The organism is Acidocella aquatica (assembly GCF_030160635.1).
In the GTDB taxonomy this organism is placed as follows: Bacteria; Pseudomonadota; Alphaproteobacteria; order Acetobacterales; family Acetobacteraceae; genus Acidocella; species Acidocella aquatica.
The window spans coordinates 38,441-61,125 of record NZ_BSOS01000012.1 but is presented as its reverse complement, the minus strand read 5'-3'; the positions used below and the strand labels follow the sequence as shown (position 1 = coordinate 61,125).

21 protein-coding genes and 3 tRNA genes are annotated in these 22,685 nt (G+C 59.2%); 20 read left to right on the top strand and 4 right to left on the bottom strand.

What is annotated here, in order from left to right; all coding sequences use genetic code 11:
* The first annotated feature begins 39 nt into the window (after nucleotides 1-39).
* Nucleotides 40-1,296 carry a sodium:proton antiporter gene (locus tag QQJ84_RS04375; protein ID WP_284256859.1) on the top strand — a complete coding sequence of 419 codons (1,257 nt, stop codon included), beginning with the start codon at nucleotides 40-42 and terminating at the stop codon, nucleotides 1,294-1,296.
* 53 nt (nucleotides 1,297-1,349) lie between these two features.
* On the opposite strand, the gene gabT is transcribed toward QQJ84_RS04375, so the two are convergent.
* The 4 genes from gabT to QQJ84_RS04355 form a co-directional block, all read right to left on the bottom strand.
* Nucleotides 1,350-2,627, bottom strand: a complete 1,278-nt coding sequence (gene gabT, locus QQJ84_RS04370; RefSeq protein ID WP_284256858.1) for a 4-aminobutyrate--2-oxoglutarate transaminase — start codon at nucleotides 2,625-2,627, stop codon at nucleotides 1,350-1,352.
* Nucleotides 2,628-2,716: 89 nt separating this feature from the next.
* On the bottom strand, nucleotides 2,717-3,004 hold the full coding sequence (locus QQJ84_RS04365) for an acylphosphatase (RefSeq protein ID WP_284256857.1): 288 nt from the start codon (nucleotides 3,002-3,004) through the stop codon (nucleotides 2,717-2,719).
* Nucleotides 3,001-3,696: an ATP12 family chaperone protein gene (locus tag QQJ84_RS04360; RefSeq protein WP_284256856.1), complete on the bottom strand. Its 696-nt coding sequence runs from the start codon at nucleotides 3,694-3,696 to the stop codon at nucleotides 3,001-3,003. Before QQJ84_RS04360 ends, QQJ84_RS04365 begins: the two co-directional genes overlap by 4 nt.
* Nucleotides 3,693-6,179 carry an AsmA family protein gene (locus QQJ84_RS04355; protein WP_284256855.1) on the bottom strand — a complete coding sequence of 829 codons (2,487 nt, stop codon included), beginning with the start codon at nucleotides 6,177-6,179 and terminating at the stop codon, nucleotides 3,693-3,695. Before QQJ84_RS04355 ends, QQJ84_RS04360 begins: the two co-directional genes overlap by 4 nt.
* A gap of 179 nt (nucleotides 6,180-6,358) precedes the next feature.
* Here QQJ84_RS04355 and QQJ84_RS04350 point away from each other — a divergent pair.
* From QQJ84_RS04350 to nuoK, 19 genes are all read left to right on the top strand, one after another.
* Nucleotides 6,359-6,443 (top strand) — tRNA-Leu (locus QQJ84_RS04350).
* A 41-nt stretch (nucleotides 6,444-6,484) separates the two neighbouring features.
* Complete coding sequence (gene tig, locus QQJ84_RS04345; protein ID WP_284256854.1) at nucleotides 6,485-7,807, top strand: trigger factor; 1,323 nt, start codon at nucleotides 6,485-6,487, stop codon at nucleotides 7,805-7,807.
* Nucleotides 7,808-7,939: 132 nt separating this feature from the next.
* A complete protein-coding gene (gene clpP, locus QQJ84_RS04340; RefSeq protein ID WP_284256852.1) occupies nucleotides 7,940-8,608 on the top strand; it encodes an ATP-dependent Clp endopeptidase proteolytic subunit ClpP in 669 nt (222 codons plus the stop codon).
* Between the two features lie 222 nt (nucleotides 8,609-8,830).
* On the top strand, nucleotides 8,831-10,087 hold the full coding sequence (gene clpX, locus QQJ84_RS04335) for an ATP-dependent Clp protease ATP-binding subunit ClpX (RefSeq protein WP_284256851.1): 1,257 nt from the start codon (nucleotides 8,831-8,833) through the stop codon (nucleotides 10,085-10,087).
* Nucleotides 10,088-10,226: 139 nt separating this feature from the next.
* Complete coding sequence (gene lon, locus QQJ84_RS04330; protein ID WP_284256850.1) at nucleotides 10,227-12,638, top strand: endopeptidase La; 2,412 nt, start codon at nucleotides 10,227-10,229, stop codon at nucleotides 12,636-12,638.
* Nucleotides 12,639-12,768: 130 nt separating this feature from the next.
* Nucleotides 12,769-13,041 (top strand): HU family DNA-binding protein, encoded by a 273-nt coding sequence (locus QQJ84_RS04325; RefSeq protein WP_284256873.1) that lies wholly within the window; start codon nucleotides 12,769-12,771, stop codon nucleotides 13,039-13,041.
* A 43-nt stretch (nucleotides 13,042-13,084) separates the two neighbouring features.
* Nucleotides 13,085-13,156: transfer RNA gene (locus tag QQJ84_RS04320), tRNA-Val, on the top strand.
* A gap of 134 nt (nucleotides 13,157-13,290) precedes the next feature.
* Nucleotides 13,291-13,367, top strand: a tRNA-Asp gene (locus QQJ84_RS04315).
* 148 nt (nucleotides 13,368-13,515) lie between these two features.
* Nucleotides 13,516-13,881, top strand: a complete 366-nt coding sequence (locus tag QQJ84_RS04310) for an NADH-quinone oxidoreductase subunit A (protein WP_284256849.1) — start codon at nucleotides 13,516-13,518, stop codon at nucleotides 13,879-13,881.
* A gap of 4 nt (nucleotides 13,882-13,885) precedes the next feature.
* Nucleotides 13,886-14,446 (top strand): NuoB/complex I 20 kDa subunit family protein, encoded by a 561-nt coding sequence (locus tag QQJ84_RS04305; protein WP_284256848.1) that lies wholly within the window; start codon nucleotides 13,886-13,888, stop codon nucleotides 14,444-14,446.
* 22 nt (nucleotides 14,447-14,468) lie between these two features.
* Nucleotides 14,469-15,044 (top strand): NADH-quinone oxidoreductase subunit C, encoded by a 576-nt coding sequence (locus QQJ84_RS04300; protein ID WP_284256872.1) that lies wholly within the window; start codon nucleotides 14,469-14,471, stop codon nucleotides 15,042-15,044.
* Nucleotides 15,041-16,243 carry an NADH-quinone oxidoreductase subunit D gene (locus tag QQJ84_RS04295; RefSeq protein WP_284256847.1) on the top strand — a complete coding sequence of 401 codons (1,203 nt, stop codon included), beginning with the start codon at nucleotides 15,041-15,043 and terminating at the stop codon, nucleotides 16,241-16,243. The genes QQJ84_RS04300 and QQJ84_RS04295 overlap by 4 nt, the downstream gene beginning before the upstream one ends.
* The gene (locus QQJ84_RS04290) at nucleotides 16,240-16,863 is read left to right on the top strand and encodes a complex I 24 kDa subunit family protein (protein WP_284256846.1); all 624 of its coding nucleotides are present in this window, start codon (nucleotides 16,240-16,242) and stop codon (nucleotides 16,861-16,863) included. Before QQJ84_RS04295 ends, QQJ84_RS04290 begins: the two co-directional genes overlap by 4 nt.
* Nucleotides 16,864-16,866: 3 nt before the next feature.
* Nucleotides 16,867-18,162: an NADH-quinone oxidoreductase subunit NuoF gene (gene nuoF, locus QQJ84_RS04285; protein ID WP_284256845.1), complete on the top strand. Its 1,296-nt coding sequence runs from the start codon at nucleotides 16,867-16,869 to the stop codon at nucleotides 18,160-18,162.
* A gap of 3 nt (nucleotides 18,163-18,165) precedes the next feature.
* Complete coding sequence (gene nuoG, locus QQJ84_RS04280) at nucleotides 18,166-20,223, top strand: NADH-quinone oxidoreductase subunit NuoG (RefSeq protein ID WP_284256844.1); 2,058 nt, start codon at nucleotides 18,166-18,168, stop codon at nucleotides 20,221-20,223.
* Nucleotides 20,220-21,233: an NADH-quinone oxidoreductase subunit NuoH gene (nuoH, locus tag QQJ84_RS04275; RefSeq protein ID WP_284256843.1), complete on the top strand. Its 1,014-nt coding sequence runs from the start codon at nucleotides 20,220-20,222 to the stop codon at nucleotides 21,231-21,233. The genes nuoG and nuoH overlap by 4 nt, the downstream gene beginning before the upstream one ends.
* Nucleotides 21,234-21,242: 9 nt before the next feature.
* A complete protein-coding gene (nuoI, locus tag QQJ84_RS04270; protein WP_348522663.1) occupies nucleotides 21,243-21,731 on the top strand; it encodes an NADH-quinone oxidoreductase subunit NuoI in 489 nt (162 codons plus the stop codon).
* Nucleotides 21,732-21,741: 10 nt separating this feature from the next.
* A complete protein-coding gene (locus tag QQJ84_RS04265) occupies nucleotides 21,742-22,377 on the top strand; it encodes an NADH-quinone oxidoreductase subunit J (RefSeq protein ID WP_284256842.1) in 636 nt (211 codons plus the stop codon).
* The gene (gene nuoK, locus QQJ84_RS04260) at nucleotides 22,377-22,685 is read left to right on the top strand and encodes an NADH-quinone oxidoreductase subunit NuoK (RefSeq protein ID WP_284256840.1); all 309 of its coding nucleotides are present in this window, start codon (nucleotides 22,377-22,379) and stop codon (nucleotides 22,683-22,685) included. The genes QQJ84_RS04265 and nuoK overlap by 1 nt, the downstream gene beginning before the upstream one ends.

Below are 22,685 nucleotides of genomic sequence, written 5' to 3'. Positions count from 1 at the left end.
GATAAGAATGGTTTCCATCTACGTATCCGGCTTGGGCTGATGGGGCAACTCGCCGCCGCGTTTCCCTTTGCAGGCGTTCTGCTCAGTTTCGCAATCCTCCCGGGCGTGGCGCCGCGTTTATGGCACAGGTGGATGGCGGCGGTCATCGGCGGCTGGGTTGCCCTGGGCTTTATGTTGCGGATGGTCTCAGGCGGCCTCATGGATGCGGCGCAGACGCTCTGGCAGGTCTCGCTGGCCGAATTCCTGCCGTTCATTACCTTGCTGCTGGCGCTTTATGCGCTTGGCGGGGGGATTTCGATTAAAGGCGGCCCTTGGGGGCGGCCTTCCGGCAACCTGCTGCTTCTTATCATCGGCACGGTTCTGGCCTCGATCATGGGGACGATCGGGGCCACCTTGCTGCTCATCCACCCGCTGCTGGCGGCCAATGGATACCGCGCGGAGAAACGGCACCTGATCCTCGCGTTTATCATTCTGGTTGGCAATTGCGGTGGGGCGCTCTCACCGCTGGGCGACCCGCCTTTGCTGGCCGGGTTTCTCCGCGGCGTGCCTTTTTTCTGGCCGGCAGTTCATCTCTGGCAGCCGCTGCTGGTTCTGGCCGTGCCGGTACTGCTGCTTTGCCTGGGGGCGGATCTCTATTTCGCGCGGCGGGATGCCGTGCCGCGTCCGCAAAAATTGCGCATCGGCGGGGGGGTGAATATTTTTCTGCTGGCGGTGCTGATCCTCGCCATTCCTCTGGCCGGTATCTGGCATCCAGGCATGGTCATCATTCTATCCGCGAAGATTCCGGGGGAGCATCTCGCGCTGGTCGTGCTTGAGCTGGGGTGCATCGCGCTCTCTGAGGCCATGACCCCGCGCGCCATCCGCAGCCACAACCGTTTCGCCTGGGGGGCGATGCGCGAGATCGTCATGCTGTTTTTTGCGATCTTCGCCACAATCACGCCGGTTTTCCAGCTATTGCAGACGGCCGCTTTGGACCCCAACCCGCTGTCCTGGTTCTGGGCCTCGGGCATTGCCTCCGCCATTCTTGACGCAGCGCCGACCTATCTGATTTTTTTCGAGGCAGCCGGCGGGCATGCCGCTAGTCTGAGTGCCGCACCCGCCCATCTGCTTACGGCCATTGCGGCTGGTTCCGTATTTTTTGGGCCTGTTACCTATCTTGGTAACGCCCCCAACCTCATGGTCCGCGAAATCGCCGCGCGCCGGGCGGTTAAAATGCCCGGGTTTTTCGCCTTCGCGGGCCTCATGAGCCTCATCCTCACGCCGGTTTATGTGCTGATGAGTTTTCTCTTTTTTTAAGGTTGAACGGTTAGATTAAACCGGAAGGTTCAATCTAACCGTTTGAAGTAGACCTAAACCGTCAGCGCCTGTTCGAGAACATCCAGCCCCTCGTCGAGCAGTGTGTCAGAGGCGGTGAGTGGCACGAGCAGGCGGATGGCATTGCCATACACCCCGCAGGACAGCAGGATCAGCCCATTGTCACGGGCCTTGGCGATCACTTTTTTGGTCATATCGGCGTCCGGCTCATTGGTTCCGCGTGTTGCCACCACGTCGAACGCGATCATCGCCCCTGGTCCACGAATTTCAGCAATGGGGACGGTGTTGTTGCGGCGGGAAATAGCTTCCAGCCGGGATTTCATCTTCGCGCCGATATTGTTGGCGCGTTCGATCAGTTTTTCCTCTTCGATGACATCGAGCACAGCCAGAGCTGCGGCGCACGCAATGGGTGAGCCGGAATAGGTGCCGCCCAGCCCGCCTGGCTCGGCCGCATCCATGATCGCGGCGCGGCCGATGACGCCTGAGAGCGGGAACCCGCCCGCCAGCGATTTGGCAACGGTGATGATGTCAGGCTTCACGGCAGAGTGCTCGACCCCGAACATTTTGCCGGTCCGCGCGAAACCGGTCTGCACTTCATCGACGATCAACAGGATGCCATGCTTGTCGCAGAGTGCGCGCAGGGCCTCCATCAGCTCGGTTGGCGCCTGGATAAACCCGCCTTCCCCCTGCACGGGCTCCAGCACGATCGCGGCGGTCCGTTCCGGCTCGATATCGGCGCGGAACAGCATGTCGATGGCGCGCAGGCTGTCCTGCACGGTCACGCCAAAGGGCGCATGCGGGAAGGGGACATGGTAGATCTCGGCCGGGAGCGGCGCGAATTTCTTTTTATAAGGCAACACTTTACCGGTCATCGCCATCGTCAGCATGGTGCGGCCATGGTAACCGCCGGCGAAGGTGATAACGCCGGAACGCCCGGTGGCGGCGCGGGCGATCTTCACGGCGTTTTCCAGCGCCTCGGCGCCGGTGGTGAAAAAGATCGTCTTGGCGGGGCCTTCAATCGGGGCCAGCGCGTTCAGCCGCTCGGCCAGCGCGATATAGCTCTCATAAGGTGAGACCTGAAAGCAGGTGTGCGAGAAGCGCGAGAGCTGCTCGGCCACCGCCGCCATCACCTTGGGGTGGCGATGCCCGGTGTTCAAAACCGCGATACCGCCGGCAAAATCAATATACCGCTTGCCTTCGACATCCCAGAGTTCCGCGTTTTCGGCGCGTTGGGTAAAGATTGGATGCGTATTGCTCACGCCCCGGGGAACCGCGGCCTCACGGCGTGCCATCAACTCACTGTTCGTACTCATATCGGCTGTAACTCCTTAAAGGCCCGGTGAGCCTAGCAAGCTTTACCGGGGTGTAAACGCGGCGTTGCGGATACCTGCCTTGACTTGGTTCAAGGTCTGACGGGCAGCGAGGCTCGTTTTATGAAGCCAGGTTCGGCCGGTGGTTCCGTGATTGTATCTTCGATCGTTTCAACAACGGCGGCGCGCGGTCCGCGGCGGCAAAGCCGCAGGCATTCCTCAACCGCCACGGTGTCGCCGGCGATAACGGCTTCCACGGCATCCTGGCCGATATTGCGCACCCAGCCGGAAAGCCCGAGCCGCCGTGCCTCGCTCGCCAGCCACTCGCGGAAGCCGACACCCTGGACCCGGCCGGTGATAAGCAGATGGGTCGCTTTCATGCGCGGCACAGGACCATGAAACAGGCGCTCACGGCAACATCTTCCGCAATGATCCGCCGCCGGGCGGCGGCCTCGGCGTCCATTCCCCAATGTGTTTCTTGCCAAAGCTCCCCGAGGCCGGCGCAGCGGCAGGCCGTATCCGGGTCCAGCGCCCCGGCCTCCACCGCGAGGGCCAGCACCAGGCTCCCCAGTGCGGGGACGATCACGCCAAGCCCCGCCAGTTGATATTCATCCATCTGCATCAAACAGGTGGTGAAAGTATCACGGTACTCAGGCGCTTGCTGCAGCGGCATGACCCCGGAGGTGGATTTCAGCCTGATGCCAAGCCGCTGGTCCAGCCAGCCGATCCAGGGGTCCCATTCCTCGGCCTCGCGCCGCGCAAGACCTGGCGGGCCTTCGGCGCGGTAACAGAGGAGGTCGTTCATGCCATAGGCCGCGAGCTGCCCGGCTATTTCCGCGCGGTGCAACCGCACGCGATCCTGCGCTGTTGTGGCCAGGCGGGTGAGGGGTAGATCGTCCGGGGTGAAATTCGTGCCAACCGTTGCCCATTCAGTGGCAATCGCCGCGGCCAGGGGTTCGAACGGCACAGTGAGCGCGCGGCCGCTGGGGAGTTTCAGGGGGCGGCTGTCCAGGCGGATGGCAAAATCCGAGCCTTCCGGCACGGCTGACGTTGCGGCCCAGAAGCGCTTCATTGGCCAAACAGCCCGTTCAACAGATTTTTCGGCCCGCCCGGTTGCGGCGTCGCGGCGCCGGGCGCGGCGGCTGGCTGTGTATGCATCATCGGCGCCGCGGCCGGGCCTGGTTGGCCAAGCCGTCCCAGGTTCAGCGCTGCCGGGCAAACATCGCCTTCATTCACGTGAGCCTCTTGCGTACCCCCTGCCGGAGCAATGGCCGTCGTGGGGGAAGCGAAATTGCCGCCGATCATTACCGGGCGGCCGGTTTCGTTTGTGGCCGTAGGCAGTCGCGGTAGGATAAGTATCCCGAGCGTTTCCTTGCCGGTATCTATATTTCCGCTGCCTTGTAATTGCAGCCGGCTGGAGTCGAGCGTCAAAGTCCGGATGGTGCCGATGCCGTTGGCGGCATCAACCCGCACCGCCATGCAGCGCACGGGGACCGGCCCAGCCGCCCCGGCCTGATCCGCGGGGAGACCGGCGGTTTGCAGCACGCCGCCAAACAAGCGCCGCAACACGGAGCCGTCGGTAACGCCGTTAACCATGGCCAGACCAAGTTGTCCGTTCAGGCTGGAGGCGATGGCATGCAGGCTGTTGCCGCTGCCGGTGGCCATAAATTGTGCCTGTACGGTGCCTTTGGCGGCGGCTTCAGACAAGCCGAAAGCCTTCAGTAGGGGAGCGAGCGCCAAGGCAGGGGCGTCCAGCTTCAAGGTTTCCGTCGCGGGCTCCTTGCTTGCATCCACGGTCGCGCTTGCCGTCACACTTCCACCGGGTAGTTGTCCTGTCACCGGGTTCACTGTGAGCACGCCATTCGCGAGAACCGCGTGGCCTTGCAGTGCCGTGTAAGCCGCCTGGTCCCAGATCAGCGTATCGGCGGAGATCTGCACATCGGCGCTGGCTGCCTTCAGCATCGCGAGAGGCAGGGGAATATCGGGAATGAGAGCGGCGTTTGCCGGCGCGGCCGTAGCCGGTACTGGCGTTGGCGGCGCGTTGGCAGGCACAACTGGCTGCGGCATCGCCGCGATCAACGCGTCAGCGTTCACCTGCGAGAACTGCAAGGCGAGTTGCAGCCGTGGTTTCGGGCCGAAATACAGGCTGGCATCGCCCCCTAAGGCAGCGTTATCCATGCTCATGGTCAGGGTATCCAGGCCGGCGGCATTGCGCAGGCCAAGGCCGCCGGGGTCGATCAGCGTGGTTTGCGCCGTGATGTTTTTCCAGGCGGGCAGGTTGGTGCCTGCGGCCGGGCTAAGCGCTGAAAGGTCGGGAATGACCAAATTCAACGACAAAGCAGCTCCCGCAAGCGTTTCCGGCGTTGCGATCGCGCCGGTGACACTGGCCTTTGCGGCCCCGAACTGCGCATTGATCGTGACCGGAAAGCTGCCTTGCGGCGGCATGCTGGCGGGCAACAGAGCGGGATTCAAAAGCGCCTGCGGCGGGCCAAAATTCCCCGTGAGGGTAATCGGTGTGCTGGCCAGCGTGGCCGAGGCGTTGAGCGAAAGCGGCTGATCGAGCGAAGCCATCTCGATATCCAGCGAGTTGAGCGTCAGCCCGGGCCGGAGGGCGGAAAGGTCAGAGACACCTGTTTTGATGGAAAGATCGTCGATGGCAGGTATGGTTGAGTTCTGGTCCACGATTCGCGCCGAGGCACTGATGCCGTGTATCGGCGGCAAGGGCAGGGCGCCGAGCAGGCCGGGGGGAAGGCTGTTCGTCAGATCCTCCAACGCTGGGATATTGAGAGCCACGGAGAGGTTATAGCCCTGCGCCTTGCGCGGGCGATAGACCGCGCCATGCACGGCCGCGCTCGCACTCCTCAGTTTCACGATCAGATCAACCGGCCATGGTCCTGCCCCGACTCCGGAAAAACGCGCAATCGGCCCGACGGCACCAGAGACGCTGAAAGGTGTTGCGCCCAGCACCGCATTGGCGGTGAGGTGCAAGGGGGCAACCGGCGAATCCGCTGTTCCGGTCAGGTTTGGCAGGGCGATCATGATTGGGGCGGCGCCACGGACGGTTTTGATCGTGAGCGAGCCGTTTTCGATCTCCACGGCCTGCAGCGCGATTTGATACCCGTGAGCATCACCCGCCGTTATTGCCGTCTCCGGTTGAACAGGGGTGAAATCCCAGTTCGATAAACCATCGGGGCCACGCTCCAGTATGATATCGGGGTTTACCAGCCGTAGTTTCAAAATATTCAGATGGTGCGACAGGAGCGGCAGCAGCGCGATTTTGGCCTCGACCCGCTTGAGCGTGAGGAGGTCCGGGCCGGCAAAGCCCGGCGGGTTGGAAAGACTTATATTGTTGGCTTCGATCACCGGGTTCAGGGAAAACTGCATGGTGATCGGTCCATGCAGGGTCAACTTCCGCCCGGTTGCCTGATCGACCGCCGAAATAATCTCCGGGGCATAGCGGTTCGGGTCGAACCGCTCGGCCAGGACCAGAACAGCCACCGCGGGCAAGGCCACAAGCAGCAAGGCCGCAACGGCGGCCCACCGCCCCGCGCTCATTGTCCGGCGCCGGTTCAAGTTAGCATTTTCATTAAACTGGTTCATTTGGGGTGCCAGATAGTCGGTTTTTGGCAGTTATACGAGAGCCATGCTTGTGAAGTGCCAGGACTCGCGCTAGACGGCGCGGCTTGATGTTGGTATCGCGCGGGGCGGTTATGCTTGCCGCGCCCAACGGGTAAGCGGGCGTGGTGAAATTGGTAGACACGCCAGATTTAGGTTCTGGTGGCGAAAGTCATGGGGGTTCAAGTCCCTCCGCCCGCACCAGGTTGTGGTTTTGTTGTTGATTTTTGAGGAATTTTTCGTCGATGCAGGTTACTGAAACGCTCTCCGACGGCTTGAAGCGCGGCTTCACGGTCGTGGTTCCCGAACCCGAACTTGCCGCCAAGCGTGAGAAGCGTTTGGCCGAGCTTGGCAAAACCATGCAGATGCCAGGCTTCCGCCCAGGCAAGGTGCCGATGTCGATGGTCCGCAAGCGCTATGGCGATGCCGTGGCCGCTGAGATCGTTGAAGGTGCCGTGAACGAAGCCTCAGATCGCGTGTTATCAGAGCGCAACCTGCGCCCCGCGATGCAGCCGAAGCTGGAAGTCACCAAGCCGGGGCAGAATTCCGACCTGGAATTCACTTTGGAGCTTGAGATTCTGCCCGAAATTACGATCCCCGAACTGGGCGATATTACGTTGCCGAAGCCGGTGGCCGCGGTGACGGATGAAGCGATCAGCGAAGCCCTGAGCAAAATGGCCGAGCAGCGCAAGAGCTATACCCCGGTTGAAGACCCCCGCCCGGCGGCGGCTGGTGAGCAGCTGACGGTCGACTTTATCGGCCGTATCGACGGTGAGGCTTTCCAGGGCGGTACCGCTTCGGATGTCGCCGTGGTTGTCGCCGGTCAGGGTTTCATCCCCGGCTTCTCCGAGCAGATGGAAGGCATTTCCCCCGGCGAGACCCGTACGATCACGGTCAACTTCCCCGAGGACTACGGTGCCAAGGAACTGGCCGGCAAGCAGGCCGAGTTTGAAATCACCGCCAAGGCGCTCGCCGTGGCGCAGGTTCCGGCGGTTGACGAAGAATTCGCCAAGGGCCTTGGTCTGGAGTCGCTGGAAGATCTACAGAAGAAGATTTCCGAGCAGATTGGCCGTGAATACGAGCAGATGACGCGCTTGAAGCTCAAGCGCAGCCTGCTCGACGCGCTGGCCGAGCGTGCCCATTTTGAAGCCCCGGTTTCGCTGGTGGAGGCTGAGTTCTCTGAGATCTGGCGCCAGGTGGAGCAGGAAAAAGCTGCCGGCCGGGCCGATCCGGAAGATGAAGCCAAAGACGAAGAGACGCTGAAGGCGGAATATAAGGCAATTGCCGATCGCCGCGTGCGCCTTGGCCTGCTGGTTGCCGAAATTGGCCGCGCCAATGAGGTCACCGTGTCCGACCAGGACCTTCAGCGCGCCATGTTCAACGAGGCGATGAAGTATCGTGACCAGGCGATGCAGGTGCTGGAGTTCTTCAAGAAAAACCCGCAGGCGCTTGAGCGCTTCCGTGGTCCGATTTTTGAGGACAAGGTTGTCGATTTCCTGCTCGGCCGTGTCACCCAGGAAGAGACCAGCGTCACCCCGGAAGAGTTGGCGGCTGACCCTGAATCTTAACACGGGACTAGACGCGCGCGTTTGATCCACTAACTTAGGTTCATGACGTCTCGTTCCGCCCGCGCCGCGGCCTTATGAAAGGCGCGGTGCGGTGCCGGGGCAGGCGGTTAGATAGAACGAGGAATTTACAGTATGTGGGATCGGGATCCAGTCGAGGTCTATAACAACAACCTCGTGCCGATGGTGGTCGAACAGACGGCGCGCGGTGAGCGCTCCTACGATATCTATTCCCGCCTGCTGAAGGAACGGATCATTTTCCTGACGGGTCAGGTCTATGATCAGGTCAGCTCGCTGATCTGCGCCCAGTTGCTGTTCCTGGAGAGCGAGAACCCCAACAAGGATATCTCCTTCTACATCAACAGCCCCGGCGGCGTTGTGTCGTCCGGTCTCGCGATCTACGACACCATGCAGTACATCCGCAGCCCGGTCAGCACCGTGTGCATTGGCCAGGCGGCCTCCATGGGCAGCTTGCTGCTCTGCGCCGGCGCGGCGGGTAAACGGTTTGCCCTGCCCAATGCCCGCGTCATGGTACATCAACCCTCCGGCGGCGCCCAGGGTCAGGCCACGGACATTGAAATTCAGGCCCGCGAAATCCTGAACCTGCGCAAGCGGCTGAACCAGATTTATGTGGATCACACCGGCCAGCCGCTCGAAGCGATCGAGGCGAAGCTGGAACGCGATTCGTACATGTCAGCGCAGGAAGCCAAGGAATTCGGCATTGTCGATGAAGTGGTGAAGAGCCAGCCAGCCCCCAGCGAAGGCTTGGCTGCCGCGCCCGCACCCACGGAAACCGCGAAGTAAGCGGTATTGGCGGTTTCAGGCGTTTTGCCAGCCAAATTCAGTCTTGAATTCGCATTTTAGGCGGAATTTTTACTGTTTTTGGCGGGTTTGCGTCTGAAAATGGCCAAAATCCGTTGTTAACTTTCTGAATTCCCTGGGTTTTGTCCCTGCTTGTGCCGGCGCTTGTGTGCTCCCGCACAGGGGGCTAGTCTTTTCTCTTATATTTCGCGCTGTGGAGTGGTTATGAGCAGCAAATCGAGCGACACCAAGAACACACTGTATTGTTCCTTTTGCGGGAAGTCGCAGCATGAGGTCCGCAAGCTGATTGCGGGCCCGACCGTTTTCATCTGTGATGAATGCGTCGAGCTTTGCATGGACATCATCCGCGAGGAGCACAAAACCCATCTCGTGAAGTCGCGCGATGGTGTGCCGACGCCGCGTGAAATCTGCAAGGTGCTTGACGATTACGTGATCGGCCAGGGCCACGCGAAAAAAGTGCTGAGCGTGGCGGTGCATAACCACTACAAACGGCTTTCGCACGCGACCAAGAACAACGACATCGAAATCGCGAAATCCAACATCATGCTGGTCGGCCCCACCGGCTCGGGTAAAACCTTGCTGGCCCAGACGCTGGCCCGGATTCTCGACGTGCCGTTTACCATGGCGGATGCGACGACCCTGACCGAAGCCGGGTATGTTGGTGAGGATGTGGAGAACATCATTCTCAAGCTGTTGCAGGCCGCCGACTATAATGTCGAACGGGCGCAGCGCGGCATCGTCTATATCGATGAGGTTGATAAAATCAGCCGTAAATCAGACAACCCCTCAATTACCCGCGATGTAAGCGGTGAGGGCGTGCAGCAGGCCCTGTTGAAAATCATGGAGGGTACGGTCGCCTCCGTGCCGCCACAGGGGGGGCGCAAACATCCCCAGCAGGAGTTTCTGCAGGTTGATACCACCAATATCCTCTTCATTTGCGGCGGTGCTTTTGCCGGGCTGGAGAAGATCATCGGGCAGCGCGGTAAAGGCTCGGGAATCGGCTTCGGCGCTGATGTCCGCAGCCCGGACGAACGCCGCACCGGGCAGATCCTGCGGGAGGTTGAGCCGGAGGATTTGCTGAAGTTTGGCCTGATCCCGGAATTCATCGGCCGTCTGCCGGTGGTTGCCACGCTGGACGACCTCGACGAATCGGTACTGATTGAAATTCTCACCAAGCCGAAGAACGCCCTGGTCAAGCAATATGGCCGCCTGTTCGAGATGGAGGGCGTTAAGCTCACCTTCACTGACGAGGCGCTTAAAGTCGTTGCCGGCCGGGCGATCAAGCGCAAGACCGGTGCGCGCGGCCTGCGTTCGATCATGGAGGCTATCCTGTTGACCACCATGTTCGATCTGCCGGGGTTGGATGGCGTGGCCGAGGTTGTCATCAGTGGTGATGTGGCCGAAGGCCGGGCTGAACCACTGTTTATGTACGCGGAAAAGCGTGCGGAGACGGCATCCTGAGGCGCAAGCCGGACCAAATTGAGAGTTGGCAGGTCTTGCAGGCCTGCCAAGCGCAACCGATATGTCCATTTGTGGCCGGATAACCGGCACCGTGAGCTGTGCCTATCAGGGCAGCCCATGAGGCTTAAAGGAACCTATTATGTCTGACGTTACAAAACCTGCTCCTCTTTCCGATACTCTGGCGGTGCTGCCGCTGCGTGATATCGTGGTATTCCCGCATATGATCGTGCCGCTCTTCGTGGGGCGCGATAAATCCGTGCGTGCCTTGGAGAGCGTGATGAAGGAGGATAAGCAAATCCTCCTGGTTGCGCAGAAAAATGCCGCGCAGGACGACCCCTCCGCGGAGGATATTTATAAGGTCGGAACCATTTCCACGGTTCTGCAACTGCTCAAACTGCCGGACGGCACGGTAAAAGTGCTGGTGGAAGGCATCAGGCGCGCGCGGATTAAGAGCTTTAAAGAGACGGAAGACTATTTCGAGGTTTATGCCGACCCGATTGAAGATCAGGCGGATGAGGAGAAAGAGGTCGAGGCGCTTGGCCGCACCGTTGTTTCGCAGTTTGAACAGTACATTAAGCTCAACAAAAAGATCGCCCCTGAAGTCCTGGTTTCGGTCAACCAGATCGATTCCCCCTCCAAACTGGCGGATACCGTTGCCAGCCATCTGGGTTTGAAAATCTCCGAAAAGCAGGAGCTGCTGGAACTTGGCAGCACGAGCGAGCGGCTTGAGCGCGTCTTCAACCACATGGAATCCGAAATCGGGGTGCTCCAGGTTGAAAAGAAGATCCGTAACCGCGTGAAGCGGCAGATGGAGAAGACCCAGCGCGAATACTACCTGAACGAGCAGCTGAAGGCGATTCAGAAGGAACTCGGCGAAGGTGAGGACGGCAAGGACGAGACGGCCGAACTGGAAGCCAAGATCAAAACCACCAAGCTTTCCAAGGAAGCCCGGGAAAAGGCCCTGGCCGAGCTGAAAAAATTACGCAGCATGAGCCCGATGAGCGCGGAAGCCACCGTCGTGCGCAATTATCTGGACTGGATTCTGGGTATCCCCTGGAAGAAGCGCAGCAAGATCAAAAACGACGTGATCGAGGCCGAGCGCGTCCTCAATGCCGATCATTATGGGCTTGAGAAGATCAAGGAGCGAATCGTCGAATACCTCGCGGTGCAGTCGCGCAGCCCCAAGCTGCGGGGGGCGATTCTCTGCCTCGTCGGCCCGCCGGGCGTCGGCAAAACCTCGCTCGGCAAGTCGATCGCCAAGGCCACCGGCCGCAATTTCGTGCGTATGTCGTTGGGCGGCGTGCGCGATGAAGCTGAAATTCGCGGTCACCGGAGGACCTATATCGGCTCGATGCCAGGCAAGATCATTCAAGGCATGAAGAAGGCAAAAACCTCTAATCCGCTGTTTTTGTTGGATGAGATTGACAAACTTGGTGCAGATTGGCGCGGCGACCCTTCGTCGGCCCTGTTGGAGGTCCTGGACCCTGAGCAGAACTCAACATTCGCGGATCACTATCTGGAAGTCGATTACGACCTTTCGGATGTGATGTTTGTCACCACGGCGAACAGCCTGAACATGCCGCAACCCCTGCTCGACCGTATGGAGATCATCCGCATCCCGGGTTACACCGAGGATGAGAAGGTTGAAATCGCCAAGCGTCATCTGGTCTCCAAGCAGGGTGAGGCGCACGGGCTTAAAAAAGACGAATGGTCGCTTACTGATGATGCGTTGCACGAGCTTGTCCGTACCTACACGCGCGAGGCCGGCGTTCGTAACCTGGAGCGCGAGATTGCCAACATTGCCCGCAAGGCCGTGAAGGAGATCGTGACCACCAAGACCAAGAAGGTCACGATCAGTAAACGCAATCTCGAAAAATTCTCCGGCGTCGCGAAATACCGTTATGGTGAGACGGAGGCGGAGGATATGGTCGGTGTCGTCACCGGCTTGGCCTGGACTGAGGTTGGTGGCGAGATTCTTACCATTGAGAGCGTGCTCCTGCCGGGTAAAGGCAATATCAAGCAAACGGGCAAGCTGGGTGATGTCATGCAGGAAAGCGTGCAGGCGGCCTATTCCTATGTCCGCTCGCGCGCTGCTCAGTTTGGGATCAAGCCGCCATTTTTTGATAAACGCGATATCCATGTGCATGTACCTGAAGGTGCAACCCCTAAGGATGGTCCTTCCGCGGGCATCGCGATGGCGACTTCCATCGTCAGCGCCATCACAGGCATCCCGATTCGGCGCGACATTGCCATGACCGGGGAAATTACCCTGCGAGGGCGGGTCTTGCCGATTGGTGGCTTGAAGGAAAAACTCCTGGCTGCCTTGCGGGCCGGGATCACGACAGTCATCATTCCCAAGGACAATGAAAAGGATCTCATCGAGATCCCGGCCAACGTCAAAAAAGGTTTGACGATCATCCCTGTATCCCATGTCGATGAGGTCATTGGGCGCGCACTTAGCCGCAAGCCTGAACCGATTGTTTGGGATGATATAACCGACGAGATTGCGGCGGCGCCGGGTGACATCAGGGCCGCTTCATTGCCGCACTAACGGCTGTTGTTTGACGGGCGCCCCTCAAGTTAGGTATCTACTGGCGTTGCTATCACCGATGACCCACCTGCATCTAACGCTGGATGCAGGTGGGAGTTTTTTGTATGAACCACAACAGGGAGTTTTACCCGTGAATAAAAACGATTTGATTGCCGCTGTCGCCGAAGAGACTGACATCACGAAGGCCAAGGCGGCTGAGGTGGTAGACGCCGTGTTCGGCGCGATTGAGAAGACGCTGAAAGCGAAAGAGGAAGTCCGACTGGTCGGTTTTGGTACATTCGCCACGGCTGAGCGTGACGCTTCCAAGGGCCGTAACCCGCGTACCGGTGAGGAAATTGACATTCCGGCCTCGACTTCGGTTCGTTTCAAGGCGGGCAAAACCTTGAAAGATGCTGTTAATTAATTTTCTTCAGGTGGACGGCGTGAGCCGTCCTCTTTAAAAGTTTGGGCGGTTAGCTCAGCGGTAGAGCGTCTCGTTTACACCGAGAGGGTCGGCGGTTCAAACCCGTCACCGCCTATTCCTTCCTTGTTTTTCCTCAGTTTTTGGCTTTTTTCCCAGGCTTTTTTGTGTTGCGGCGGTCTTGTGCAGAGTTTTGTATGTGATGCGCTTGACGATGCTTACATAGCCCTTTACACCGCCGCTTACTGAAATGCGGGTGTAGCTCAGTTGGTTAGAGCGCCGGCCTGTCACGCCGGAGGTCGCGGGTTCGAGCCCCGTCACTCGCGCCAGTATGGCGAAAGCCACACTGGCCAAATAAATCAAACCTCTCCATCGTTTCGTAGTCTTGACCATATCCTGTCGCGGTGCGACACGGCGGATATGGTTCGGTTGTTGGATTTGCCAATTCCGATCAAGCCAGGGATAAGGAGTTAAGCGGTGCAGCCGGTCCTTTCGCAGTACTTCCCGATACTTGTTTTTGGAGCGATCGCGGCACTCATTGGGGTCGCATTCGTGTTCGGGTCGCTTTTCGCGGCTCGCCAGAAGCCCTATGCCGCCAAGCTCTCGGCGTATGAATGTGGCTTCGAGGCTTTTGGCGATGCGCGGCGCCGGTTTGACGTTCGCTTCTACCTGGTTGCCATTTTGTTTATTATTTTCGACGTAGAAGTCGCCTTCCTTTTCCCTTGGGCTGTCAGCCTGTCGCGGATCGGCCTTTTGGGATTTTTCTCCATGCTGGGGTTTCTTGGGGTGCTGACGGTTGGCTTCGTCTACGAGTGGAACAAGGGCGCACTGGATTGGGAGTAGCTAAATGAGCGTTTCCACGGATACCGCGCTCGCCTGGAACCGGGATCATCTGCCGCAGGGTTCTGCGCAGGATGCTGTCATAAAAGGCATTACGGGCGAAATCGCCGGCAAAGGCTTTGTCGTCGCCAATATGGATAAATTGGTGAACTGGGCCCGGACCGGAAGCCTATGGCCGATGACCTTCGGGCTGGCTTGCTGCGCGGTGGAGATGATCCACGCCTACATGCCGCATTATGACCTGGACCGATTCGGGATCATTCCCCGCGCCAGTCCGCGCCAAAGCGATGTCATGATCGTTGCCGGCACGCTGACCAATAAAATGGCCCCTGCGCTGCGCCGGGTGTATGACCAGATGCCCGAGCCGCGTTGGGTCATCTCGATGGGCAGCTGCGCCAACGGCGGCGGCTATTATCATTATTCCTATTCTGTGGTGCGTGGCTGTGACCGTATCGTGCCGGTGGATATTTATGTCCCCGGTTGCCCGCCGACCGCGGAGGCGCTGGTCTACGGCATCATGCAACTACAGAAGAAAATCCGGCGGACAGGGACAATTTTGCGTGGCTGACGAATCAATCAAGGTAGATGCCGTGTTGGACGCCATTGCGGCGTTGCCCGGTGTAACGGCGGCCCGGCGTGAACTGGGCGAACTGGTGGTTGAAGTCGCGAGAAGCGACGCCTACGCATTGTTTACCCGGTTTCGCGATGAGTTCGCCTTCGCGCAGGTGATGGACATTTGCGGCGTTGATTTCCCCGAGCGTGCCGCCCGGTTCGATATTGTCTATAACCTGCTCTCGGTTACTCGTAATGAGCGTATCCGCGTTTTGGTGCAGGTTGGCGATTCGGATTCGCTTGCCACTGTGTCCACCCTCTGGCCGAGCGCCACTTGGTGGGAGCGTGAAATATGGGACCTTTTCGGAGTCCCCTTTGATGGGCTGGCCGATCATCGGCGCATCCTTACCGACTACGGCTTCGAGGGGCATCCGTTGCGCAAGGATTTTCCGCTCACCGGCTATGTCGAGGTTCATTATGATGATGAACAGAAAGCTGTGGTTTACGACAAGGTGAGGCTCACGCAGGAATTCCGCAATTTTGATTTTCTATCGCCCTGGGAAGGTATGACGACGCTGCCCGGGGATGAAAAAGCACGAGGGGACCGCAAATGAGCGAGCTTGCGACCCGCACATCGACGACCGTTGAAATCGATAATCACACCATAAATTTTGGGCCGCAGCATCCGGCCGCGCATGGTGTGCTCCGCCTCATCCTGGAAATGGATGGCGAAGTGGTCGAACGCGCCGATCCTCATATCGGCCTGCTGCACCGTGGCACCGAAAAGCTGATTGAATATAAGAGTTATCTGCAGGCTGTTCCGTATTTTGACCGTCTGGATTATGTCTCACCGATGGCCTGCGAATACGCTTTCGCCTTGGCAACGGAAAAGCTGCTCGGCATTACGGCGCCGGATCGCGCACAGTGGATTCGTGTGATGTTCGCGGAAATTACACGCGTGCTCAACCACCTGCTAGGCGTCTCTAGTTTCGCGTTGGACTGCGGTGCCCTCACGCCCGGCCTGTGGGGCTATGTGGAACGCGAGAAGTTGCTTGAATTCCATGAAGCCGTCTCGGGCGCGCGCTTTCATTCCAATTATTTCCGGCCCGGTGGTGTCGCCAAGGATCTGCCAGCCGGGCTTGCCGATGATATTGCCGCCTGGGCCGAAACTTTTCCGAAATTCATTGACGATGTGGAAGCCCTGCTCACCGGCAACCGTATCTGGAAACAGCGTGTCGTCGATATTGGAGTGATTTCGGCTGAAGATGCGTTGGGCTGGGGCTTCTCCGGGCCTTGTCTGCGTGCCTCCGGCGTTGCCTGGGATCTGCGCCGCGCTCAGCCGTATGATAAATACAGTGAAGTAGAGTTCGATATTCCGGTTGGCCAGCACGGCGATTGTTACGACCGTTACCTCGTCCGCATCGCCGAGATGCGAGAGAGTGTGAAAATTGTTAAACAGTGCCTGCAAAAAATGCAGCCCGGTCCGATCAAGGTTCAGGACCACAAAATCGCGCCACCCACACGTGCCGCGATGAAGCAGTCGATGGAAGCGCTGATTCATCACTTCAAGCTTTATACTGAAGGCTATCACGTTCCCGCCGGCGCCACTTATACGGTGGTTGAGGCGCCCAAGGGTGAGTTCGGCGTCTATCTGGTGGCCGATGGCACAAACCGCCCCTACCGTTGCAAAATCCGCTCGACAGGGTTCTCACATCTGCAGGCGCTAGAGACCCTTGCAAAAGGCCACATGCTGGCCGATACGGTTGCAATTATAGGCTCCCTTGATATCGTTTTTGGTGAGATCGACCGGTGAATACACATATAGAGCCGACAGATTTCGTGTTTGATGACCTTGCCGAAGGGGCGGTCACCAAGGCGATAGCGCGTTATCCGGCTGGCAAGCAGGCCAGTGCGGTTATGGCATTGCTGGATATTGCGCAGCGGCAAATGGAGCGGCTGACCGGTTCCGCCTGGGTGCCGCGCGTGGCCATGGATGCCGTTGCGCAACGGTTGGGTATTGCGGCTGTTCGCGTGTACGAAATGGCAACATTCTACACCATGTATAACACCAAGCCGGTCGGTAAATTCCACTTGCAGGTCTGTACCACGACGCCATGCTGGTTGCGCGGGTCAGATGAAGTTGTTGCCTCGTGCAAAAAAGTTTCAGGCATTGAGGATTTTGGTCAGACCAGTGCGGATGGCCTATTCACCATGACCGAAGTGGAATGTCTTGGCGGCTGCGTGAATGCCCCCATTCTGCAAATCAATGATGATTATTACGAAGATCTGGACGCGGCGCGGACGGAAGCATTGTTGAATGGGTTGAAGTCCGGCGCTCCATTGCCGCCGGCAGGCTCCAGCATCGGCCGCCAGGCCTCGGCCCCGGTGACGAATCAGACAGCCTTGCTGAACAACACCAAGCCGGTGGAGTAAGACGTGCTGAACGACGCTGACAGGATCTATCAAAATCTCTACGGCCAGCAAGATTGGCAGCTTTCTGGCGCGCGCGCGCGCGGCGACTGGAATGCCACGGTAGAGATTCTTGCGCGCGGCAGGGATGCGATTATCGAAGAGGTTAAAGCCTCTGGGATGCGCGGCCGTGGAGGTGCAGGTTTCCCAACCGGCATGAAATGGTCCTTCATGCCCAAGCAGAGCGATGGCCGGCCATCCTATCTTGTCGTCAATGCAGATGAGAGTGAGCCTGGAACCTGCAAAGACCGTGATATTATCAGGCACGAACCGCATAAGCTGATTGAAGGCTGCCTGATCGCTGGTTTTGCCATGGGCGCGCATACCGCTTTCATTTATATTCGCGGTGAATACTATAACGAGGCTGCGCGTCTTCAGGCCGCCATTGAAGAGGCTTACGCTGCGGGGCTGCTGGGCAAAAACGCTGCGGGTTCCGATTGGGATTTTGATCTCGTTCTGCACCGTGGCGCGGGGGCTTATATCTGCGGTGAAGAGTCGGCACTGCTGGAAAGTCTTGAAGGCAAAAAGGGTATGCCGCGGATGAAGCCGCCATTCCCGGCCGCCATGGGTCTCTACGGCTGCCCGACCACGGTGAACAACGTCGAGTCCATCGCCGGTATCCCGACGGTTTTGCGCCGTGGCGCTGCCTGGTTCGCAGCCCTCGGGCGCCCTAAAAACACAGGTACAAAAATTTTCTGCATCTCCGGCCACGTCAACCGCCCGTGCAATGTCGAGGAAGAACTCGGCATTCCGCTGAAGGATTTGATCGAGAAGCATGCGGGGGGCGTGCGTGGTGGTTGGGACAATCTTCAGGCCGTTATCCCGGGCGGCGCCTCGATGCCGATTTTGAACAAGGAAATGTGCGAAACCCAGTTGATGGATTTTGATTCGCTGGCGGCAGTTCGCAGCGGTCTGGGTTCCGGCGCCATCATTGTCATGGACAAGTCGGCCGATGTGGTGAAAGCCATCTGGCGCCTGTCCAAATTTTTCAAGCACGAAAGCTGTGGCCAATGCACGCCCTGCCGTGAAGGCACTGGCTGGATGATGCGGATGATGGATCGCATCGTGCAGGGCAAGGCTTCGATGGCGGACATTGCGCTTATGGAGCAGGTGACCACGCAGGTGGCCGGCCACACCATCTGTGCCTTTGGCGATGCCGCGGCCTGGCCTATCCAGGGCCTGATGCGCGCTTTCCGCCCGCTGGTCGAACAACGGGCGACGGACTATAAGCCGCCCCAACCACTCGCCCAGGCGGCGGAGTAAACCATGGCAAAAGTCACCGTCGACGGCATTGAAGTCGAAATCGCAAACGGCTCGTCAGTCTTGCAGGCGGCTGAAGCCGCAGGCAAGGAAATTCCGCGCTTTTGCTACCATGAGCGTCTCTCAGTCGCGGGCAATTGCCGCATGTGTCTGGTTGAGATCGAGAAAATCCCCAAGCCCGTCGCTTCCTGCGGCCAGCCGGTGGCTGATGGCATGGTCATCTTCACCGATACCGAGAATGTGCGTAAATCGCGCCGCGGCGTGATGGAATTTTTGCTGATCAACCATCCGCTTGATTGCCCGATCTGCGACCAGGGCGGTGAGTGCGACCTGCAGGATGAGGCGGTCAGCTATGGCCGTGACACCTCGCGCTACGAGGAAGGCAAGCGCGCCGTCGCCCAGCCGGACTGGGGGCCGTTGGTCAAAACCACGATGACACGCTGCATCCATTGCACGCGCTGCATTCGTTTCTCGACCGAAATAGCTGGTGTGCCCGAACTCGGCGCCACAATGCGCGGCGAGAGCATGCAGGTTGGCACCTATGTTGAAAAAGCACTGAGCTCCGAACTGTCAGGCAATCTCATAGACCTTTGCCCGGTTGGCGCGCTGACCTCGAAACCCTATGCCTACACTGCCCGATCCTGGGAGCTGCGCAAGACTGACAGCGTGGACGTGCTGGACGCTGTGGGCACCAACATCCGTATCGACGCGCGTGGCGCCGAAGTGCTGCGTATCCTGCCGCGCCTCAACGATGATGTGAACGAGGAATGGCTCGGCGACAAATCCCGTTTCTCGGTTGACGGCCTGAAGCGCCGCCGGCTGGACCGCCCCTGGCTGCGCGAGAACGGCAAGCTCCGGGCCGCCAGTTGGGAAGAAGTTTTCGCAGCCGTCACGAACAAGATAAAATCCACTACACCTGACCGTATTGGCGCCATCGCAGGCGATCTCGTTGATGTCGAGAGCATGCTGGCTTTGAAAGAGATGTTCACGAGCCTGGGTTCGCCGAATCTCGACTGCCGCCAGGACGGCGCGGTGTTTGATGCCTCGCAGCGAGGCTTCTACCTCTTCAACACCAGCATCGCAGGCATTGAAGAAGCTGATGCGCTGCTCATCATCGGCAGCAATTCGCGCCACGAAGCCCCAGTGCTCAACGCGCGCATTCGCAAGCGCTGGCTTGCCGGGAACTTTCAGGCTGGCCTCATAGGCGTGGCGCATGATCTTACCTATGCCACAACCCATGTTGGTGCGGGGCCTGATGCGATCGCCGCATTGCTCGATGGCACGCATCCCTTCGCGGAAGTTCTGAAAGCGGCGAAAAAGCCGATGCTCATCCTCGGCGCTGGCGCACTGGCGCGGCCTGATGGCGCCGCCATCCACGCCGCCGCCTGGAAACTGGCCGCCCAGTTCAACATGATGAACGACGACTGGCATGGCTTCAACGTGCTGCATCACGCGGCGGCGCGCACCGGCGCACTGGATATCGGCTTCCTTCCCGGCCCCGAGGGTAAAGCGACAGCTCAGATGCTCGGCGGCGGCGTGGACATTCTCTGGCTGCTCGGCGCCGATGCTCTGGATACGCAAGCCATCGGCGCGGACACTTTCGTGATCTATCAAGGCCACCATGGCGATGCTGGCGCCGCGCGGGCTGATGTGATCCTTCCTGGCGCCGCCTACACGGAAAAAGACGGCACCTACGTCAACACCGAGGGACGGGTGCAGCAAGGCTTTATCGCCGTTAAACCACCTGGCGACGCGCGTGAGGATTGGCGTATCCTGCGTGCCATCAGCGCCTATATGGGCCACGCCCTGCGGTATGACACGTTGCAGGAATTGCGCGCGCATCTGGTGCAAACCTATCCTGGCTTTGCGCTCACCGGTGAACTGCGCCGCCTGGCTGGCACAAACCTCACGGCCCCAGCGGGTGACCTCGCGGCGGTCAGTTCCGCGCCGTTTCAACCGGTTTTGCAGAACTACTACCAGACCGACCCGATCAGCCGCGCCAGCCCCACAATGGCCGCCTGTGTCGCCGCCCATTATCCTACCCTGGCGGAGGCTGCGGAATGAGCGCGTTTCTCCAAACCGACCTCGGCATCGCGATCCTCACGCTGCTTGAGTCGCTGGCCATCATCGTGCCGCTGCTGCTCGGTGTCGCCTATCTCACCTGGTTTGAGCGTAAGGTGATGGGCGCGATCCAGCTGCGCAAAGGCCCTAATGTCGTCGGCCCGTTTGGCCTCTGGCAGCCTTTCGCCGATGCCATCAAAATGCTGTTCAAGGAAACCATTTTCCCGACCGGCGCCGACAAGGTGCTGTTCACCATCGCGCCGATGATCACTTTTGGCCTTGCTGTCGTGGCCTGGGCGGTGATTCCGGTTAACGACCATTGGGCGGTGGCCAACATCAACGTCGGCATCCTCTATCTCTTCGCGATCTCCTCGCTCGGCGTCTATGGCATTATCATCGCTGGCTGGGCCAGCAACTCGAAATACGCCTTCCTCGGTGCGCTGCGCAGCGCCGCGCAGATGGTCTCCTACGAAGTCTCGATGGGCTTCGTTATTGTCACCGTTTTAATGTGTGTCGGCAGCCTGAACCTTAATGACATCGTGCTGGCCCAAAGGCACATCTGGTTCGCCATTCCGCTCTTGCCGCTCTTTGTCATCTTCTTCATCTCCGGCCTGGCCGAAACCAATCGCGCCCCGTTCGATCTGGCCGAGGGTGAAACCGAAATCGTCGCCGGTTTTTTCGTTGAATACAGCGCCATGACCTTCGCACTGTTCTTCCTCGGCGAATACGCGAACATGATCCTGATCAGCGCGATGACCACGACGCTCTTTCTCGGCGGCTGGCTCTCGCCCATTCCCTTCGCGCCATTCACGCTCATCCCGGGTGTGTTCTGGTTTCTGTTGAAAATCCTGGTTTGTCTGTTTGTTTTCGTCTGGGTGCGTGCCACCCTGCCGCGTTTCCGCTACGACCAGATCATGTCTCTGGGGTGGAAAGTGTTTCTCCCCATTTCACTCATCTGGCTGGTGCTTACCGCCGGCTTCCTGGAAATTTTCGGACTGCTTCCCCATGCTTGAGGTTTGCAAATGACACGTTTAGGCCGGATGGCGTGGGGGCTGGTGCTGTGGGAGATTCTCTGCGGCCTGGCGCTGACTTTGCGGTATTTCTTCAAACCCAAAGCCACCATCAATTACCCGTTTGAGAAAAACCCGACCAGCCCGCGCTTCAAGGGTGAGCACGCGCTGCGCCGCTACCCAAACGGCGAGGAACGCTGCATCGCGTGCAAGCTGTGCGAGGCCGTCTGCCCCGCACAGGCCATCACCATTGAGGCCGCCCCCCGTGACGACGGCTCGCGCCGCACCACGCGCTACGACATCGACATGACCAAATGCATCTACTGCGGTCTGTGCGAGGAAGCATGCCCCGTTGATGCCATCGTGGAGGGGCCGAATTTTGAGTTCGCCACCGAAACCCGCGAAGAACTGCTGTATAACAAGGCCAAGCTGCTTGATAATGGCGACCGGTGGGAGCCGGAATTAGCCAAGCGGCTAGAACTTGACGCGCCGTACCGGTGAGAGTCCAACCATGATCCCCAATCTCCTTTTTGATGTCTTCTCCTTTATCCTGCTGGGTTCAGCGGCGATGGTGGTGACCAGCCGTAACCCCGTGCATGCGGTGCTGTTCCTTATCCTCGCCTTCATCAACGCCGCTGCGTTGTTTCTCCTGGCCGGGGCGGAGTTTCTGGCGATGATCCTGGTCATCGTCTATGTCGGCGCCGTTGCCGTGCTGTTCCTCTTCGTGGTCATGATGCTGGACGTGAATTTCGCAGCCCTTCGGGAGGGCTTTCAACGTTACGCCCCCATCGGCGCCTTGGTTGCACTCATTCTGTTCGTTGAACTGGCCCTGTTTGTCACCGGGTCGACCATCGCTCCTGGTGCCGCTGCTGCCCGGCTGTTTCCCACGCCTGACACTATCACCAACTCCCAGGCGCTGGGCTCTCTCATTTACACCAACTATCTGGTCCTGTTCCAACTCTCAGGTGTCATTCTTCTGGTCGCGATGATCGGCGCGATTGTCTTGACGCATCGTGACCGCAAGCGCGCGAAGCGGCAAAATCTGGATGTCCAGCATGCCCGCGTCCCGGCGGAAACTCTCACCATGGTCTCAGCCAAGCTTGGCGCCGGCGCCCCGATGCCCAAGCCGAATAAGGAGACGCTCTAATGCTGATCCCGCTATCGCATTATCTATTTGTCGCGGGGCTTCTGCTCGTCATCGGGGTCTTCGGCATCTTCATGAACCGCAAGAACATCATCATCATCATGATGTCGATCGAGTTGATCCTGCTCGCGGCGAACATCAATTTCGTCGCCTTCTCCGGCGCGCTGCACGACATGGTGGGTCAGGTTTTCACCATGTTCGTGCTCACCGTCGCCGCGGCTGAGTCTGCCATTGGCCTTGCCATCCTGGTCATCTATTTCCGCAATCGTGGCTCGATCGAGGTCGAGGACGTGACATTGATGAAGGGTTGA